Source organism: Trichocoleus sp. DQ-U1, from assembly GCF_039961925.1.
GTDB lineage: Bacteria > Cyanobacteriota > Cyanobacteriia > Cyanobacteriales > FACHB-T130 > FACHB-T130.
Genome location: NZ_JAMPKB010000004.1, coordinates 147,025 through 162,872 on the forward strand (window position 1 = coordinate 147,025; position 15,848 = coordinate 162,872).

Genomic DNA, 15,848 nt, shown 5'->3' on the forward strand with positions numbered 1-15,848 from the left:
GGATAGACGTGATGTTTTCTGCGGTGACTATCCATGACACATCAGCCAACGTTCGGAAAAGTTTTCGTAGCGATCGCTTTGGGTGCAGTGACGACTTTGACTGGGTGCAGTTCGCTCGAATCCTCTGCCAACCCTGTAAAAGAGGAGGATTTAACCTTAGCCTTTACATCAACTACGGCATCCCAGCCAGCCCAGCCACTCAACACGCTTACAGGGCATTCTAAGTATGTGCAGGCGATCGCCATCAGTACCGATGGGCAGATTCTTGCCAGTGGCGGTGAAGATGGCACTATCAAGTTGTGGAATTTACCCAAAGGTATCCGCATCCGTACCCTAGCAGGACATATCAAACCCATTCATGCCGTTGCCATTAGTCCGGATAAAAAACTTGTCGCCAGTGGCAGTTATGACGGCACCATCAAGATATGGCAACTCAGTAACGGGGCACTCATTCACACCCTTAACGGGGATTCCACCTCAGTTTTATCCATTGCCATCAGTCCCAATGGAAAAACTTTAGCCAGCAGTGGTTTAGACAAGACGATCAAGCTTTGGCAGCTGAGCAACGGGGAACTCATCCGCACCCTGACGGGGAATTTAGATGCGGTGAATTGCGTTACCTTTAGCCCAGATGGGGGCACATTAGCCAGTGGTAGTGCCGATCGCTCGATCAACTTATGGAATCCGCGCACGGGCATCCGCATTCGCACCCTAGAAGGGCATTCTGACTGGGTGAATTCCGTCGCCTTCAGTCCCGATGGAAAACTCCTGGCGAGTGGCAGTAATGACGGCACCATCAAGCTGTGGAATCCTCGCAACGGGGAAGCGATCGCTACTTTGAAGGGAAATGCCACGTTAATTAATTCTGTTGCTTTCAGCTCCAAGGGACAGACAATCGCCAGCGGCAGTTTGGACAATACGATCAAATTGTGGAATCCTCGCACTGGCGAACTCAAAAGCACTCTGGCAGGAGATGACAGTAAAGTAAATTCTTTCGCTTTCAGTCCCGATGGGCAAACTTTAGCGACTGGCAGCCATGATGGCAGCATTAAGATTTGGCAGGTGCCTGCTCAAGAGTGAATAGGAAAGTTTTTCTGATTAACAATTTTCAAGTGGATATGATGCCAGCTTTTCAACTTTCCTCTGCCATTGTCCGTCGCGGTGCAAATTTAAAAACGCGATCGCCCTGAGTAACAATTGGGATAATTTACTCCTTTCGCCACCCAGCAACTACACTGTAGATTTTGAGGGTCAGACGTAAATCCCTGCAACAGAGGTTAGCCATGTACGTATTGATTGGTGGAGCAGGACTGGTCGGGCTGGACTTAGCCCAACAATTAGTAGAATTAGGACACACGGTTGCCATCATCGATACCGATCCCACCGCCTGCCGGTATGCTCGCGAACAAGTCGGAGCGATGGCTTTTGAAGGCAGTGCCGTCAGTACGCAAGTGCTAATGGAAGCAGGAATTCGCAAAGCGGATGCGCTTGTTGCCGCCCTCCGCAATGATGCTTTAAATCTAGCAATGGTGACACTTGCCAAGCACTATGGCGTCTCCCATATCGTGACTCGGATGCGCCAAAGTGATTTTGCCGAACCTTATCGGATTGCCGGAGCGCATCATGTCATCAGTACGGTTGACCTAGCCGTGACCACGATGGTGAATGCGATCGAATATCCCCAAGTAGAATCAATGATGCACTTTGAGCAGGGTCAGGTAGAAGTCTTCAAACTCAAAGTGCCACCAGAGTCTGACATTGCGGGTCGTACCGTGGCACAAGTCGCTCAAGATTCTCGGTTTCCCAGCGGTTCTTTAATTATTGGCTATCAATCCCATCCCCAAACCGATCTCGTCATTCCGAATGGAAAGACAGTGCTAGAGGCGGGAGCAACTGTGCTAGTCGTCACGAAATCGGAAAAGTTACATCAAGTGATTGATTTCTTAGGTTTGTGTTCTAGTCATCTTCCAAACTTAGAAGTTGCTCGTTAATGGTTTTGATACGTTCTTGCACCACTTCTTCTGAGAGAATCCGCCTGCGGAGGGCGTCATTGAGTACCTGCTTTTCTGCCAATAGTAATTGCCGACGAATCGTGTCTAATTTTAGGCGATCGCTACTTTCATCAGCAGAGTCTTCGGGACGCTGATTATATATCTCCCGCAACGTTCTTTCAGAAGCTGCTACCCGCACCTGATAAGCTGCTCGCATCTCTTCGTAGATTGATTTTGGTAAAACTCCCGATTTCAGGAGACTCTCTAATTCATCCTGCGCTGCTTTGGCAGTCATCAATTGAGCTTGCAATTCTTCGATCTGCTGCCGTGATTTTGAATGCTGATCGAGCTTTAACCGTCGTACAAACCCCGGTAAACTTACTCCCTGTCCTACTAACGACAGCAGCACAATCCCTAAGACAATCACAACCAGCTTATCTCGTCCTGGCAAATTAGCCGGTAAGCTTAAAGCTAAGGCAGTCGAAAGCGAGCCTTTAATATTGCCCAAAAAGAGAACGTGCCGCCATTTCACCGGAATGGGTTTGTCAAAAAAACGCACTAAGTCCAAGAGTGGATAAACGGTGAGTGCCCTCCCGACTTGGTAGGCAATCAGTGCGAGAAGAACGGCTGGTAGCGTCTGCCAAAGGGTGATGAGATTAATCTCTAAGCCGATGAGTAAGAAAATAAAGGTATTGACGCCAAACCCGGCGAATTCCCAGAAACTGAACAAGGTTACTTGAGTGGAAGCAGAGGTACTGCGAGAAACCCCCAAGTTACCCACAATCAGTCCTGCCACCACAACGGCAACTACGCCGGATACGTGGAAAAATTCGCCCAGTTGAAAGGCTCCCAGCGCTACCGCAACCGTGAGTAGAATCACGCTGAGGGGATCGTCTGCTTGGCTAAATAAACCAATACTGAGATAGCCCAAGGCTAAGCCAACTAAGATTCCGCCGACAATCACGAACAAAAATGCTTGTACGACATCAAGGGGCGTTAATGACCCAGTTGAATTTGCAGTCAAGATCAGGCTAAATAAAACCAGCGCCACATCATCGTTGACTAAGCTTTCACCTTCTACGAGCGTGACCAGTCGGTGGGGAACAGACACTTCCTTGAAAACCGCAATCACTAAGGCGGTATCTGTAATTGACAAAATGACCCCAACTAGCAAGGCGGGAACCCAATCTAAGCCCAGTTCTAGTTTCAGCAAGACTGAGGTGATAGCAGCGCAGAGGGGAAAGCCCACTCCTGCTAATAAGGCAATGGGTTTAAACGTGCTGCGTAGACGACTGACGTCGGTATTAATTGCCGATTCAAACAGTAGAATCGGCAAAAAAAGATTAAAAATCAGGGAGGAATCCAGACGGATGCGACCTGGCAAAAGCTCTGTAATCGCCAACCCTGCCAATACTAACCCTGTAATGTAGGGAATCCGAAATCGTCGAGATAGTAAGGCAACCCCCGTGGCAACCAACAACAAGACGATCAGAAAAATTACTAATTCAGCAACATTTCCCTGATTCTCGCTGCCTGTGACCGTCGGGACTGCCATGAGCGATCGCTCGCTTAGCCACTGCATAGCGCGTACTCACAAGTGATGAACGATACACCAAGGGTCAGGTTCTACAAAACTGCCCTTAGTATCTTAAAGGATGAGCTACGATGCTTTTGTTCTGAGTTAGCAGCCATCACCTTTAAGGGTGCGGCTTTCGTGGGCTTTGGCTGCGGTTGACGCTTCCAATTTTTGCCTGAGCGATCGCAGGCTTGGTTGGTTTAGCCCTTGGCTGAAGCTTGTGGGCTTATATGACAGGTTTGGGAATCCAATGAAAAAACTTTTAGTTACAGGTGCCAGTGGTTTTTTAGGATGGCATCTTTGCCAACTAGCACAACCAGAATGGGAGGTTTATGGAACTTATTTTTCCCATTTCCTAGAGATTCCTGGCGTAAATTTGCTGAAAGTTGAGTTAAAGGATTATCAGGAACTCAAGCATCTGTTCCAAGAAATTCAGCCAGATGGAGTGATTCATACCGCCGCGCGATCGCAACCTAATTTTTGCCAACAATATCCTGATGAATCCTACCCAATTAATGTCACCGCATCTGGTAATATTGCCGGACTTTGTGCGGATGCTTCGATTCCTTGCGTTTTCACTTCAACTGACTTAGTTTTCGATGACTTAAACCCTCCCTATCGGGAAACCGATCCCGTGTCTCCTGTCAATGTTTATGGGGAACAAAAAGTGATGGCGGAGCAAGGGATGTTAGAACGTTATCCGATGACTGCTGTTTGCCGAATGCCTTTAATGTTTGGGATGGCAACGCCTACCGCCACAAGTTTTATGCAGCCATTTATCCAAATGCTGAGAGAGGGGAAAGAATTAAGTTTATTTATCGATGAATTCCGAACACCAGTCAGCGGAACAACGGCAGCAAAAGGGCTTTTATTGGCATTGGAAAAAGTAAATGGACGCCTTCATTTGGGTGGGAAAGAGCGGATATCGCGTTATGAGTTTGGACGCTTATTAGTGGAAGTTTTGCAACTCCCTGAAGGGGGGCTTAAATCTTGCCGACAAGAAGATGTAAAAATGGCTGCGCCAAGACCAACAGATGTTTCTTTAGATAGTTCAAAGGCTTTTGAATTAGGATACTCGCCTTTATCTGTACGGGAAGAGTTAGCGGCATTGCGGGAGAAGGTTTGAGATTAATTGTTTATAACAGTTGTCATTTGGAACCTCACCCCCAGCCCCTCTTTGCAGGCGGAGAGGGGTGCCGGAGGCAGAGAGGGATAAGTTCAAGGGGGTTCATGCAATGTAAATACTGAGTATTAAAAAATATTCACTAACGAGCTTTATATGCTTGCCAAAAATACAGCCCATTTGTGACCAAAAACAGTGGCATTACTACCGAAAAAAAATCTACGCTCAATTCAGCAGAATGTCCCAAACTTACCTGGATAATCTGCCATTCTATAAATGCAAGTATCCACATAACTTCTGCCTTATTCCAGTCTAATAAATTAACGGCTAGCTGATATTGTTTAGCGACATTTTGCTCTGTAATTCCCCAAATATAATTAAAAGTATGGGGAAACTGACGCAGCACTGTAAACGCTACATAAACTAAAACAGATAAGCTGGGGAAAAGCCAGATTAATTGTTTGCTACCCGTAGCATTTGGTTTGCCTCCCATCTTAAAATGAATGGGAATACTGTTGGGTAGATTTGGCCAAGATTGTAGGGTAATTACAATGATGCAGAAAAGCCCTGCAACTGCGGCTATTTCTAACATCAAACTAATAGGCGATCGCGCTATTGTCAAAATCGGTCGTTGATTTGATGGATTCCTCGTCATAGGGTGAATTGCTAGGCGATAACCGGATATACTTAACACACAGTTTATCTCTAAAGTCAATAGTCAATCGTCATAATTAGAGAAAAGTTAGTAAAGTAATCAATCTTAATATTGGCGGATAGAAGGTTGATGGGCTACAACAAATGGAAAGCATAGCCAACCTGTGACAGATGATATTTGAATTTACAGCAGCAAAGATTGCAGAAATTGCCTTTGGCGGAATAATAGAAGGTGGCGCTGGTAAGTTGACGGAAATCGCCATTGAAAAGGCAAATCTGCTACGCCAGAAGATTTGGGCTAAATTACAGGGCAATGCAGACGCAGAAAGAGCCATTCAAGCCGTTGAGCAAGGTTCGGAGTCAGAATTAGCACAGGTTACTGAATATTTGCAGGCTTGCATGGATCAAGAGCCAGCATTTGCCGAAGAGATTCGGATGATCGCTAAAGAAATTCAAATCAGCAACACTCAGGACAATAGCAGGACTCAGATTAACCGGGATAATGCCAAGGGCTATCAAGTAGAAACAGTTAATTCTGAAAGCGTGCAGTTTGGTGACACCATCAACAACCACTGACTGCTGGTAGACAATCAAGGAACTAACCCTCAACCAGTTCAAAACTCAGCTAACGTCGATGAAAGACGCCCTCACTTGAAGCGTTGGCAAGGGCGCACGCAGGAAAGGCAGAAAATCGGGGAATGGATGGCGGATGGAAATATCCTGCTGATTGGCATTACGGGTTTGGGTGGCCTTGGTAAATCTACCCTAGCAGCCAAAATCTATGATGACTATAGCACTGAGTTTGATAAAAAATTCTGGGCAGATGTTAGTCGCCGCGTGACTTTTACCGAGTTGGCGCGACGAATTTTGCTGCGGTTGGGACTTTCCCCGCCAACGGTAAAGGCAATTCCAGAATTGTCGCTGGTGGATGGGTTGGTGAACCATCTGCGGGAGGGGCGGTATTTACTTGTCATTGACAACCTGGAAAGTCTGCTGCAACAGGATGGGCAATGGTTGGATGCTATTTACCAGCAGTTTTTTCACGGTTGGCTGGGATGTGGCGGTAAGAGTGTGATTCTGGTAACGACGCGGGAACGCCCGGATTTGTCAGAGATTAACTTGAAATGGCTTCCTTTACCGGGATTGTCACCAGCAGAGGGGGCTAATTTGTTGACGACTTTAGGAATTCTGGGGACTGAAGCAGAATTGCTAGAGTTTGCGAAAAAGGCAGAGGGGCATCCCCTGCTGCTGACGTTGGTTGCAGGTTTTTTGAAGGCAGAGGAGGAATCAGATCCGCAGATTAGCTACTTACAGAGGTATAGTTTGGCTGACGTGGCCCAGCTAGTGACTGACGAGAAGTTGAAAGGGTTGCACCGGGGCAAAATCGATATTTGGATGCGCCTGGTGTTAGATGCCAGCTTTAACCGCCTTAGTGACAAGTTGCAAAGACTGCTACTAAATTTGAGTGTCTATCGGATTCCTTTCAATGCGGCGATGGCAGATGTCCAGTTACCAGGGGAAGAGGTATCGGAACGGGATTTAAGGCAGTTGGCTAGGCGTTCTCTGTTACAGGAGGAAAGGGACAACAACGGAGGGCGATGGTTTCAGTTTCATCCGTTCATTTTGGCGTATGTCAAGCAAAAGGCGGGCGATCTGACCGAGGCGCACCAAAAGGCAATTGCATACTACAAAGAAAATGCCAAATCAGAACCTTGGCAGACAATAAGTGATATAGCAGAATACTTAGAAGTTTTCTATCACTGTTATCAGATGGGAGAGTATGACGACGCCTTCAAAACTATTTGCCTGTATGAAGATTTTCTAGCTTTACGAGGTTATAACACTGTCCGAGTTGAACTGTACAGGCAGTTAGTTGAAGCATGGCAGCAAAATAACTCCGAGAGTTGGCAATTCGCAGCTTCTCTAAATAGCTTGGGCAATGCTTACAATTCTTTGGGACAATACCAACCAGCAATTGATTACCTTCAGCAGTCTTTGGCAATATCACGAGAGATTAGCCATCCCAATGGGGAAGCTGCTTCTCTCGGCAATTTGGGCAATGCTTACAATTCTCTGGGACAATACCAACCAGCAATTGATTATCTTCAGCAGTCCCTGGCAATAACACGGGAGATTGGTGATCTCGATGGGGAAGCTGCTTCTCTTGGTAATTTGGGCAATGCTTACAATTCTCTGGGGCAATACCAACCAGCAATTGATTACCTTCAGCAGTCCCTAGCAATATTTCGAGAGATTGGCGATCGCAATGGGGAAGCGATTTCTCTCATAGGTTTGGGCAATGCTTGCTATTCTCTGGGACGAAAGCCAATAGCAATTGAATACTATCAGCAGTCCCTGGCAATACTCCGGGAGATTGGCGCTCGCAATGGGGAAGCGACTTCTCTCAATAATTTGGGTAATGCTTACTATTCTCTGGGACAAAACCCAGTAGCAATTGAATACTATCAGCAGTCCTTAGCAGTATTTCGGGAGATAGGCGAGCGCAATGGGGAAGCGACTTCTCTAACTAGCTTGGGCGCTGCTTACAATTCTCTGGGACAAAACCCAGTAGCAATTGAATACTATCAGCAGTCTCTGGCAATACTCCGGGAAATTGGCGCTCGCAATAGGGAAGCTAATACCTGGTTTAATTTAGGAAAAGTTTTAGCAGAACAGAATCTTAAGTGGGACGCTATTCAAGCTTATAAAAATGCCCGTTTCTTATATCATGAAATGGAACTCAGTGCAGAAGTTAAAAATTGTGATATTGCTATTCAAAACATAGGAAAGGTGATTGCAACCACACAAATTAGAGCGCCAGAAATTGATGCTAAACGCAAACCAATTCCCATAGTTCCAGAAGTTACTAGGAAACGGAGGGTGAGAAAGCGAAATAAATCTATATTTAGACAGAATTGGATAGAAGCAATAGTTGGCTTGGTGCGGCGCTGGGTAAAATGGCTGTGGCAAGTAGTATGTCAGAATCAGCGACGTAGGTGAGAGATTTCTTTACGGTTAAAAAAAGATGCGATCGCACACACCAATCAATAAGTGCGATCGCCCTTTGTTTCAAACAATACTAGCTTTGTGAATAAGCTTCCATCGGGAGACAAGCGCAAACAAAATTGCGATCGCCAAAAGCATTATCAATGCGTCCGACAGTAGGCCAGAACTTGTGTTCTCTCGTCCACGGCGCAGGATAAGCAGCTTGTTCGCGGGAATAGGGATGATTCCACTCGGAAGTCATTAAAGCTTCTGCGGTGTGGGGGGCATTCTTCAAGACATTATCTTGAGCGTCCATCTTACCCGATTCAATTTCGGCAATTTCTTGACGAATTGAGATCATGGCATCGCAGAAACGATCCAGTTCTTCCTTTGATTCGCTTTCTGTGGGTTCTACCATCACCGTACCCGCTACAGGCCAAGAAACGGTAGGGGCGTGGAAACCATAGTCCATTAAGCGCTTGGCGATGTCATCCACTTCGATACCCGCAGATTTTTTAAGCGATCGCAAATCTAAAATACACTCGTGCGCCACCAAACCATTCTGCCCTTTGTACAAAACGGGATAGAAAGGTTCTAAGCGACGGGCGATGTAGTTGGCATTGAGGATCGCTACTTTTGTCGCTTCTGTTAAGCCTGCCGACCCCATCATGGCGATGTACATCCAAGAAATGGGGAGGATGCTGGCGCTACCCCAAGGTGCCGCTGCAACGGCACCAATGCCTTGTTCGCCGCCAGTAGGGACAACCGAGTGCCCCGGTAAAAATGGCACGAGATGCGGCATTACCCCAATTGGCCCCATTCCTGGCCCACCGCCGCCGTGGGGGATACAGAAGGTTTTGTGCAAGTTTAAGTGACAAACATCTGCCCCGAAGTCTCCCGGACGGCACAAGCCCACTTGGGCGTTCATATTCGCCCCGTCCATGTAAACTTGTCCGCCATTAGCGTGGACAATATTGCAGATTTCTTTAATCGGTTCCTCAAAGACGCCGTGAGTGGAGGGATATGTCACCATCAAAGCGGCGAGTTCATTGCGATGCTTCTCGGCTTTGGCTTTGAGATCGTCTACATCAATATTGCCTCGATCGTCGCAAGCGATCGCGACTACTTTCATCCCACACATGACCGCACTGGCAGGATTTGTACCGTGGGCAGATTGGGGAATCAGACAGACATTCCGATGTTCTTCCCCGCGACTTTCGTGATACTGACGAATCACTAACAGTCCCGCATATTCGCCTTGAGATCCGGCATTGGGTTGCAGAGAAATGCCCGCAAAGCCGGTGATTTCAGCTAACCACGCCTCAAGCTGCTGGAACAGAATTTGATAACCCCGCGTTTGCGAAGGGGGGGCAAAAGGATGAATTTTGCCAAATTCCGCCCACGACACCGGGATCATTTCCGCCGTCGCATTCAGCTTCATCGTGCATGAACCCAAGGGAATCATGGAAGTTGTCAGCGACAAGTCTTTCGCCTCTAGACGGTGCAAGTAGCGCAACAACTCGGTTTCTGAGTGATAGCGGTTAAAGACGGGATGAGTTAAATAGCTGCTTTTACGGGCAAAAGGTTCCCCTTGTATGGACGGGGTTACGCCTTTCCCCAAATCTTCCACCGTAAAGGGCAACTCATGTGTCCCAGCGAAAATTTCAAATAGGTCTTGCAAGTCCTGTACGGTTGTGGTTTCGTCCAAGCTGATTCCGACCGCATTTGCATCCAGAATCCGCAAGTTAATCTGACGAGCTTGGGCATCTGCAAGAATGTCTTCGAGAGTGCGATCGCCCAACTCTACCCGCAACGTATCAAAAAATTGCTCTGCACCGATGCCGTACCCCAGCCGCTTCAATCCTGACGCCAGAATCCCCGTCAGTTTATGGATATTCTGGGCAATTTTTTTCAGTCCAGCTGACCCGTGGTAAACGGCATACATACTCGCCATTACTGCCAGGAGAACTTGAGCGGTACAAATATTACTGGTCGCTTTATCGCGGCGGATATGCTGTTCGCGGGTTTGCAAAGCTAAACGCAGTGCTGGCTTGCCGTTGGCATCCTTGGAGACTCCAACAATTCGCCCCGGCACCTGGCGCTTATACTCTTCCTTGGTGGCAAAGTAGGCTGCATGAGGTCCCCCATATCCGAGGGGAATTCCAAACCGCTGAGTGCTTCCTACCGCAATATCTGCACCAAATTCTCCCGGTGGTGTCAGCAGCGTTAGGCTCAAGGGATCTGCTGCCACGGTGACTAAAGCACCCACTCCATGAGCTTTTTCTACAAAACCCCGATAATCGTAAATCGTGCCATCTGTGGCGGGATATTGCAGGATCGCCCCAAAGATTGCTTGCTCAAAATCAAAGCTCTGATGAGCGCCGACAATAACCTTAATGCCCAGCGGTCTCGCCCGTGTTTGCAATACTTCAATCGTTTGGGGATGGCAGGCGCTGGAGACAAAAAAGGCGTTTGCCTTGGTTTTACAGAGGCTATAACTCATCGTCATCGCTTCTGCGGCTGCGGTTGCTTCATCGAGCAAGGAAGCATTGGCAATTTCCAGACCTGTCAAGTCAATAATCATTGTCTGGAAATTCAGCAGTGCCTCTAGTCGCCCTTGGGCAATTTCTGGCTGATAGGGGGTGTAGGCGGTGTACCAGCCAGGGTTTTCTAAAATATTCCGTTGAATGACTGGCGGGGTAATGCAGTCGGAATAACCCATGCCAATCAAGGAGCGAAATACCTGATTTTTGGAAGCGATCGCTTTCAATCGACTCAGCGCTGCGTACTCACTCTGGGCTGCGGGAAGCTGGAGCGAATCTGTTTTCGCAGTTGCCCCATTGGGAGAACGCGATCGCCGGATTGCCTGCGGAATCGTTTGGTCGATTAGGGCATCTAGGGTCGATATCCCCAATACCTCAAGCATTTGCTGGACTTCATCCGGGCTAGGGCCGATATGCCTCTGTACAAAAGAAATCGGCTCTCCCATTTCTTCTAGCAGATGCTGACGGCTAGACTCGGTATGAGGGATAGAAATTACCACAGGTTGCTCTCCAGACGCGACTATTTCATATTTTGCAATAATTTTTCGGGGTCAGGCGCTGTAAAAACACCGATTTGCCGCGTCTCGAAGTTACCGCAATTATTAGATTTTAGATTTTGGAAGGAATTATTTATCGGACTAACGCACAGATCCCCCTTGCATCCCCCTTTAAAAGGCTACGGTGTACAGACATCTTTGGTTAAGTGGCAAAACGTTGATCGATCCCCCTAAATCCCCCTTAAAAAGGGGGACTTTGATTGAATTCTCCCCCCTTTTCAAGGGGGGTAGGGGGGATCAAAACGTTGTGGGACAACATTAGAAGACTTGTGTGTACGCAGTAGCCTTTTTAAAAGAGGTTGGGGGGATCTAGATTTCAAGCTTTCAGTGCGTAAGTCCTAACCAAGATACTCTCTCAGAAAGGCAAATCCCCATCCAAAATCTAAAATCTACTCTCCTTCCACCTGCGAACGATACTCATCCGCCGATAAAGCCTCATCCAGCTCATCCGGGTCGTTAATCCGAACTTTTAAAAACCATCCTTCGCCGTAGGGATCTTCCGATACGTGTTCCGGAGCTTCCAAGATGGCAGTATTGCGTTCTATAACTGTCCCGCTGACCGGGGCATACATATCTTCAACCGCTTTCACCGATTCAATTGTCCCAAAACTCTCTCCCTTTGAGAGGGCGTCTCCGACTTCTGGCAAATCCAGAAATACAATATCGCCCAGCTGATCGATTGCAAAGGCGCTGATGCCAATTGTGGCAATTTCACCCTCCAGTCGCACATACTCGTGAGAATCCAGATATTTTAGGTCTTCAGGATATTCCAGAGCCATTGCACTTCCTTCCTCAAATACGCGCTCAAATAGCTTTAACCAGCCATTAAGTTTACAGCTTCAAACCGTAATATCAGAAACATTATGGATAAGAAAAAGCTTAAACGCCTGCTTTTCGGTGAATTTTCTCTTAAAAGACTTATGCGCTCTGCCATTTTCATCTACGCTTTTCTTTGCTTCTACGCCTATTTCTTTTCCGATAGGATGATTTTTGTACCCCAGCCGTCCAGCTATCGGGACAGTAGCGAGATTCTCAAGCTAACCACGGCGGATGGCGTGCAAATCTCGGCAGCTTATCTGCCTAATCCCAATGCCACTTACACAATTTTATATAGTCACGGTAACGCCGAAGACTTATTTGATGTGCTATCGGTGCGTCAAGGTTTGCGGGACATGGGCTTTGCGGTCTTCGCCTACGATTATCGCGGCTACGGAACCAGTCAGGGAACGCCTACCGAGCGCAATTCTTATCGGGATATCGACGCTGCTTATACTTATCTGACTCAGCAGCTGGGTGTGCCACCGAATCGAATTATTGCCTATGGGCGTTCGGTGGGAAGTGGGCCAGCTGTGGATTTGGCTTCTCGTCAACCGCTTGCGGGTTTAATTGTGGAAAGTGCGTTTATTACGGCGTTTCGAGTGCTGACGCGCATCCCGATTGTGCCCTTTGATAGGTTCCGCAATCTCGACAAGATTAAAAAGGTGCGTTGCCCAGTCTTAGTCATGCACGGGAGGCGGGATGAAGTGATTCCCTTTTGGCACGGGGAGCAACTTTTTGCGGCTGCTAACGAACCGAAGCGCTTTTTGTGGGTGGATGAAGCCGGTCACAATGACTTTAGCTGGGTTGCGGCACAGCAGTCTGAGAAAGCTGTGCGGGAGTTTGCCCAGTTGGTGGAGCAGTTTCAGCGCAATCTGCCCAGAGGCTGAAGCTTTGGGCTAGGTAAACTTGCAGCAGGCTTGACGGAAGGAGCGGTTGAAGCCGTGCAGATAACCTTGATTACTGACTCCCCGCCAAGTCGGCAACAACGCCCTCTAATCCAGCCACCACACGCGCCAAGCGGTCGTAATCAATTTTATCGGGGGTATCTTGTGAAGTGTGATAGTGGGGGTAACGGGAGGGTGCAGTGTCTGTAACGATGATGCCGGGATAACCTTGCTGCCAGAAAGACCATTGATCCGACCAGCCGACGCCGGGAATACTTTCTGGGAGGGCGGCACCTTCGGAGGGGAACTTCGCGTGACGACGGAAAGATGCGATCGCTTTCCTCACCAAATCAGCGGAGGTTGGGTTGCTCACAAAGGCAATAAAGTTACCCTGTGAGGGATAAAACAGGCTTAAGGGAAATGGGTATTTCTGGGTTCCTGGCTTGTCGGAGTAGTAGCCGATTGTTTCCAAACTGAGCATGGCAACAATATTTTCACCGGCGTTGCGGCAACGTTTGGCATAAACGACGCTTCCCATTTCCGGCGTTTGGAAAAATGGCGGTTCCTCATTCACAAACTCAACGAAGCGCAGAGTTCGGGAAGTCTTTTTTCCAGCAAAGGTACGCGCCAACTCTAGGACGGCTGCGGCACCCGTGCCGTTATCATTGGCACCGGGACTTCCAAATACAGAGTCATAGTGACCTCCAATCACCACAATCTCGTCGGCTCGATTTGTCCCGACAATCTCGGCTTCTAGGTTGTAGTAGGTATTCTCAGCAATTTTATATCCTTGCCGTTGAACTTTATAGCCAGCACTCCTCAACGATGCTTCCAAGAAATCAGCCGCCGCCTCCAGATTCTTATAATTTGAGAAGCTGTGTTCTCCCAGTTCACCGGCAATCTTTTCCACATCTTGCCGGAGGGCATCTCGCAGCGTTTCCTCCTGCGGAGTCAGCGGCGGCAATGCAGCTTGGTAACTGACTCCGGGCATCCAAATCGCGGTAAACCACGCCCAAGCGATCGCAATGCCTAGAAGAATGCCAATGATAGCAAGCCTAGTCAATGCCCCCCGATTCACCAACCACCTTCTCCACCCACCTCGGTTCGCCATACATTTACTTGCTGGGGAGACGACTGGGGGAGCGATAAAAAGGTTTTTTAACCACAACGGCTGGATAAGCTTTGCCCCGGATTTCTACCTCCAATTCCTGACCAATCTGAGCCAGATTCGGAGGAACATAGGCGAGGGCGATGGGTTGCCCTACCGTTGGTGCTAGCGTGCCGCTAGTGACGACGCCGATGGCTTCACCTTTGGATAGCACCGGGTAGCCATGACGCGCAATAAAACGCCCCTGCATTTGCAGTCCGACTAAGCGTCGTTCTACGCCATTTGCCTTCTGTTTTTCTAAGACTGGACGTCCGATAAAATCGCCTTTCGTATCCAGATGAACCAGCCAACCCAATCCAGCTTCTAAAGGGGTGGTGCTTTCGTCCATATCTTGCCCGTAGAGGCCCATTGCTGCTTCCAGGCGCAGGGTGTCTCTGGAACCGAGTCCGCAGGGTACGACGCCAGCAGTGAAGAGACTGCGCCACAAGTCTACCCCTACTTCTGGGTCTACCATCACTTCAAATCCATCCTCTCCGGTGTACCCAGTCCGGGCGATGAAAGCTGGCTCATTCAAGACAGTTGCTTCCAAATGTCCAAATGCCTTAATCGGCGTCAGGTCTTCTTTGACAAATTCCTGAAGATATGCCAGCGCTTGTGGTCCCTGAACGGCAATCAAAACTTTTGCCAGGGAGAGATCCTCGAAATCAATTTGAGAAGATTCCAGTTGAGCAAATAGCCATGCTTTATCTCTGGATCGGGTGGCGGCGTTGACAATCATCGCGCCTCGCTGCTCGCCGTCTGCATCTTCACCCTGATAATAGAAGATAATGTCGTCCAAAATGCCGCCGTGAGAATTCAACAGGACGGTGTACTGAGATTCACCAGCTTTCAAGCGGCTCAAATCTGAGGGAACGAGAGGCTGTAAGTACGAAATTAGCTGTTTCCCTTTGAAGGTAAATTTCCCCATGTGGGAGATGTCGAACATTCCCGCTGTGGTGCGGACTGCCAGGTGTTCTTGCCCGATTCCGGTGTATTGTACGGGCATTTCCCAGCCGGAAAAGGCAGTCAATCGGGCTTTTTGTTCTAGGGCAAGTTCATATAGGGGAGTACGGGCAAGGGCAATCGCCGTCTCTGGATGCAATTCTTCTGACTTAGCCACAGATAGTCATTCCGTCGCAGGTGGATATCTTTTATCCTACGGGATGCTTCTTGCTTGAGCAGTATAAAACGGCAGGTAGCGATCGCACTCTTTGATGTAGTGGATGCGATCGCCCTCTTTGGATGTGGTGGATGCGATAGCGAAGCGCTGACTTGTCAGTTCGCACTCTTTGGATATGGTGATGCGATAGCGAAGCGCTGACTTGTGGCGATCGAGGTTTTGAAGGAAGCAAAGCAACCTATGACCGTTGCAGAAATCACGCAAGCCATCCTTGATAGAGGCTTGTATACCTTCAACACCAAAGACAAACGAGGAATGGTACGGCGAGCGATCGAACGACACTGTGAAGGAGTAACAAGGAAAGATTCCATCTCTCCTAAGTATTTTCAAAAGAATTCTGAATCTAAGTTTTTTCTAAAAGATTAGTCTCTCTCGGAGTCAATCTATAT

13 protein-coding genes are annotated in these 15,848 nt (G+C 48.2%); 6 read left to right on the forward strand and 7 right to left on the reverse strand.

Annotated features, from left to right (window positions below; all coding sequences use genetic code 11):
- The first annotated feature begins 33 nt into the window (after positions 1-33).
- Both NDI34_RS03135 and NDI34_RS03140 read left to right on the forward strand, forming a co-directional pair.
- Complete coding sequence (locus NDI34_RS03135) at positions 34-1,080, forward strand: WD40 repeat domain-containing protein (protein WP_348231819.1); 1,047 nt, start codon at positions 34-36, stop codon at positions 1,078-1,080.
- A gap of 203 nt (positions 1,081-1,283) precedes the next feature.
- Positions 1,284-1,991 (forward strand): TrkA family potassium uptake protein, encoded by a 708-nt coding sequence (locus NDI34_RS03140; protein WP_190535549.1) that lies wholly within the window; start codon positions 1,284-1,286, stop codon positions 1,989-1,991.
- On the opposite strand, the gene NDI34_RS03145 is transcribed toward NDI34_RS03140, so the two are convergent.
- On the reverse strand, positions 1,957-3,546 hold the full coding sequence (locus NDI34_RS03145) for a Na+/H+ antiporter (protein WP_347276051.1): 1,590 nt from the start codon (positions 3,544-3,546) through the stop codon (positions 1,957-1,959). The two genes, NDI34_RS03140 and NDI34_RS03145, sit on opposite strands and share 35 nt — an antisense overlap.
- Before the next feature lie 271 nt (positions 3,547-3,817).
- Between NDI34_RS03145 and NDI34_RS03150 the strand changes: the two genes are divergently transcribed.
- Positions 3,818-4,693 carry an NAD(P)-dependent oxidoreductase gene (locus NDI34_RS03150; protein ID WP_348231820.1) on the forward strand — a complete coding sequence of 292 codons (876 nt, stop codon included), beginning with the start codon at positions 3,818-3,820 and terminating at the stop codon, positions 4,691-4,693.
- Positions 4,694-4,832: 139 nt separating this feature from the next.
- On the opposite strand, the gene NDI34_RS03155 is transcribed toward NDI34_RS03150, so the two are convergent.
- Complete coding sequence (locus NDI34_RS03155; protein ID WP_348231821.1) at positions 4,833-5,345, reverse strand: DUF1648 domain-containing protein; 513 nt, start codon at positions 5,343-5,345, stop codon at positions 4,833-4,835.
- 170 nt (positions 5,346-5,515) lie between these two features.
- On the opposite strand from NDI34_RS03155, the gene NDI34_RS03160 reads away from it, so the two are divergent.
- Together NDI34_RS03160 and NDI34_RS03165 are read left to right on the forward strand one after the other, a co-directional pair.
- Entirely contained in the window at positions 5,516-5,920 is a 405-nt protein-coding gene (locus tag NDI34_RS03160; RefSeq protein WP_348231822.1) for a hypothetical protein, read from the forward strand.
- A 75-nt stretch (positions 5,921-5,995) separates the two neighbouring features.
- A complete protein-coding gene (locus tag NDI34_RS03165; protein ID WP_348231823.1) occupies positions 5,996-8,344 on the forward strand; it encodes a tetratricopeptide repeat protein in 2,349 nt (782 codons plus the stop codon).
- A 79-nt stretch (positions 8,345-8,423) separates the two neighbouring features.
- Here the strand turns inward: NDI34_RS03165 and gcvP are convergent, their stop codons facing one another.
- Both gcvP and gcvH read right to left on the reverse strand, forming a co-directional pair.
- On the reverse strand, positions 8,424-11,372 hold the full coding sequence (gcvP, locus tag NDI34_RS03170; RefSeq protein WP_348231824.1) for an aminomethyl-transferring glycine dehydrogenase: 2,949 nt from the start codon (positions 11,370-11,372) through the stop codon (positions 8,424-8,426).
- Between the two features lie 446 nt (positions 11,373-11,818).
- On the reverse strand, positions 11,819-12,208 hold the full coding sequence (gene gcvH / locus NDI34_RS03175) for a glycine cleavage system protein GcvH (protein WP_190432723.1): 390 nt from the start codon (positions 12,206-12,208) through the stop codon (positions 11,819-11,821).
- Positions 12,209-12,292: 84 nt separating this feature from the next.
- On the opposite strand from gcvH, the gene NDI34_RS03180 reads away from it, so the two are divergent.
- The gene (locus tag NDI34_RS03180; RefSeq protein ID WP_348231825.1) at positions 12,293-13,135 is read left to right on the forward strand and encodes an alpha/beta hydrolase; all 843 of its coding nucleotides are present in this window, start codon (positions 12,293-12,295) and stop codon (positions 13,133-13,135) included.
- Between the two features lie 70 nt (positions 13,136-13,205).
- Here NDI34_RS03180 and NDI34_RS03185 read toward each other — a convergent pair whose 3' ends face one another.
- Genes NDI34_RS03185 through NDI34_RS03195 form a run of 3 tightly spaced genes read right to left on the reverse strand, consistent with a single transcriptional unit; the run spans position 13,206 to position 15,789 of the window.
- A complete protein-coding gene (locus tag NDI34_RS03185) occupies positions 13,206-14,243 on the reverse strand; it encodes a M28 family peptidase (RefSeq protein ID WP_348231826.1) in 1,038 nt (345 codons plus the stop codon).
- Positions 14,244-14,247: 4 nt separating this feature from the next.
- On the reverse strand, positions 14,248-15,399 hold the full coding sequence (gene gcvT, locus NDI34_RS03190) for a glycine cleavage system aminomethyltransferase GcvT (RefSeq protein ID WP_348231827.1): 1,152 nt from the start codon (positions 15,397-15,399) through the stop codon (positions 14,248-14,250).
- Positions 15,400-15,435: 36 nt separating this feature from the next.
- On the reverse strand, positions 15,436-15,789 hold the full coding sequence (locus NDI34_RS03195) for a hypothetical protein (RefSeq protein WP_348231829.1): 354 nt from the start codon (positions 15,787-15,789) through the stop codon (positions 15,436-15,438).
- Positions 15,790-15,848 lie beyond the last annotated feature (59 nt).

Excerpts from the sequence above, each read along its gene's own strand:
- NDI34_RS03155 (WP_348231821.1), bottom strand. The coding sequence starts at position 5,345 with ATGACGAGGAATCCATCAAATCAACGACCGATTTTGACAATAGCGCGA.
- NDI34_RS03185 (WP_348231826.1), bottom strand. The coding sequence starts at position 14,243 with ATGGCGAACCGAGGTGGGTGGAGAAGGTGGTTGGTGAATCGGGGGGCA.
- NDI34_RS03180 (WP_348231825.1), top strand. The coding sequence starts at position 12,293 with ATGGATAAGAAAAAGCTTAAACGCCTGCTTTTCGGTGAATTTTCTCTT.
- NDI34_RS03140 (WP_190535549.1), top strand. The coding sequence starts at position 1,284 with ATGTACGTATTGATTGGTGGAGCAGGACTGGTCGGGCTGGACTTAGCC.
- gcvH (WP_190432723.1), bottom strand. The coding sequence starts at position 12,208 with ATGGCTCTGGAATATCCTGAAGACCTAAAATATCTGGATTCTCACGAG.
- NDI34_RS03160 (WP_348231822.1), top strand. The coding sequence starts at position 5,516 with ATGATATTTGAATTTACAGCAGCAAAGATTGCAGAAATTGCCTTTGGC.
- NDI34_RS03145 (WP_347276051.1), bottom strand. The coding sequence starts at position 3,546 with ATGGCAGTCCCGACGGTCACAGGCAGCGAGAATCAGGGAAATGTTGCT.
- NDI34_RS03150 (WP_348231820.1), top strand. The coding sequence starts at position 3,818 with ATGAAAAAACTTTTAGTTACAGGTGCCAGTGGTTTTTTAGGATGGCAT.
- NDI34_RS03135 (WP_348231819.1), top strand. The coding sequence starts at position 34 with ATGACACATCAGCCAACGTTCGGAAAAGTTTTCGTAGCGATCGCTTTG.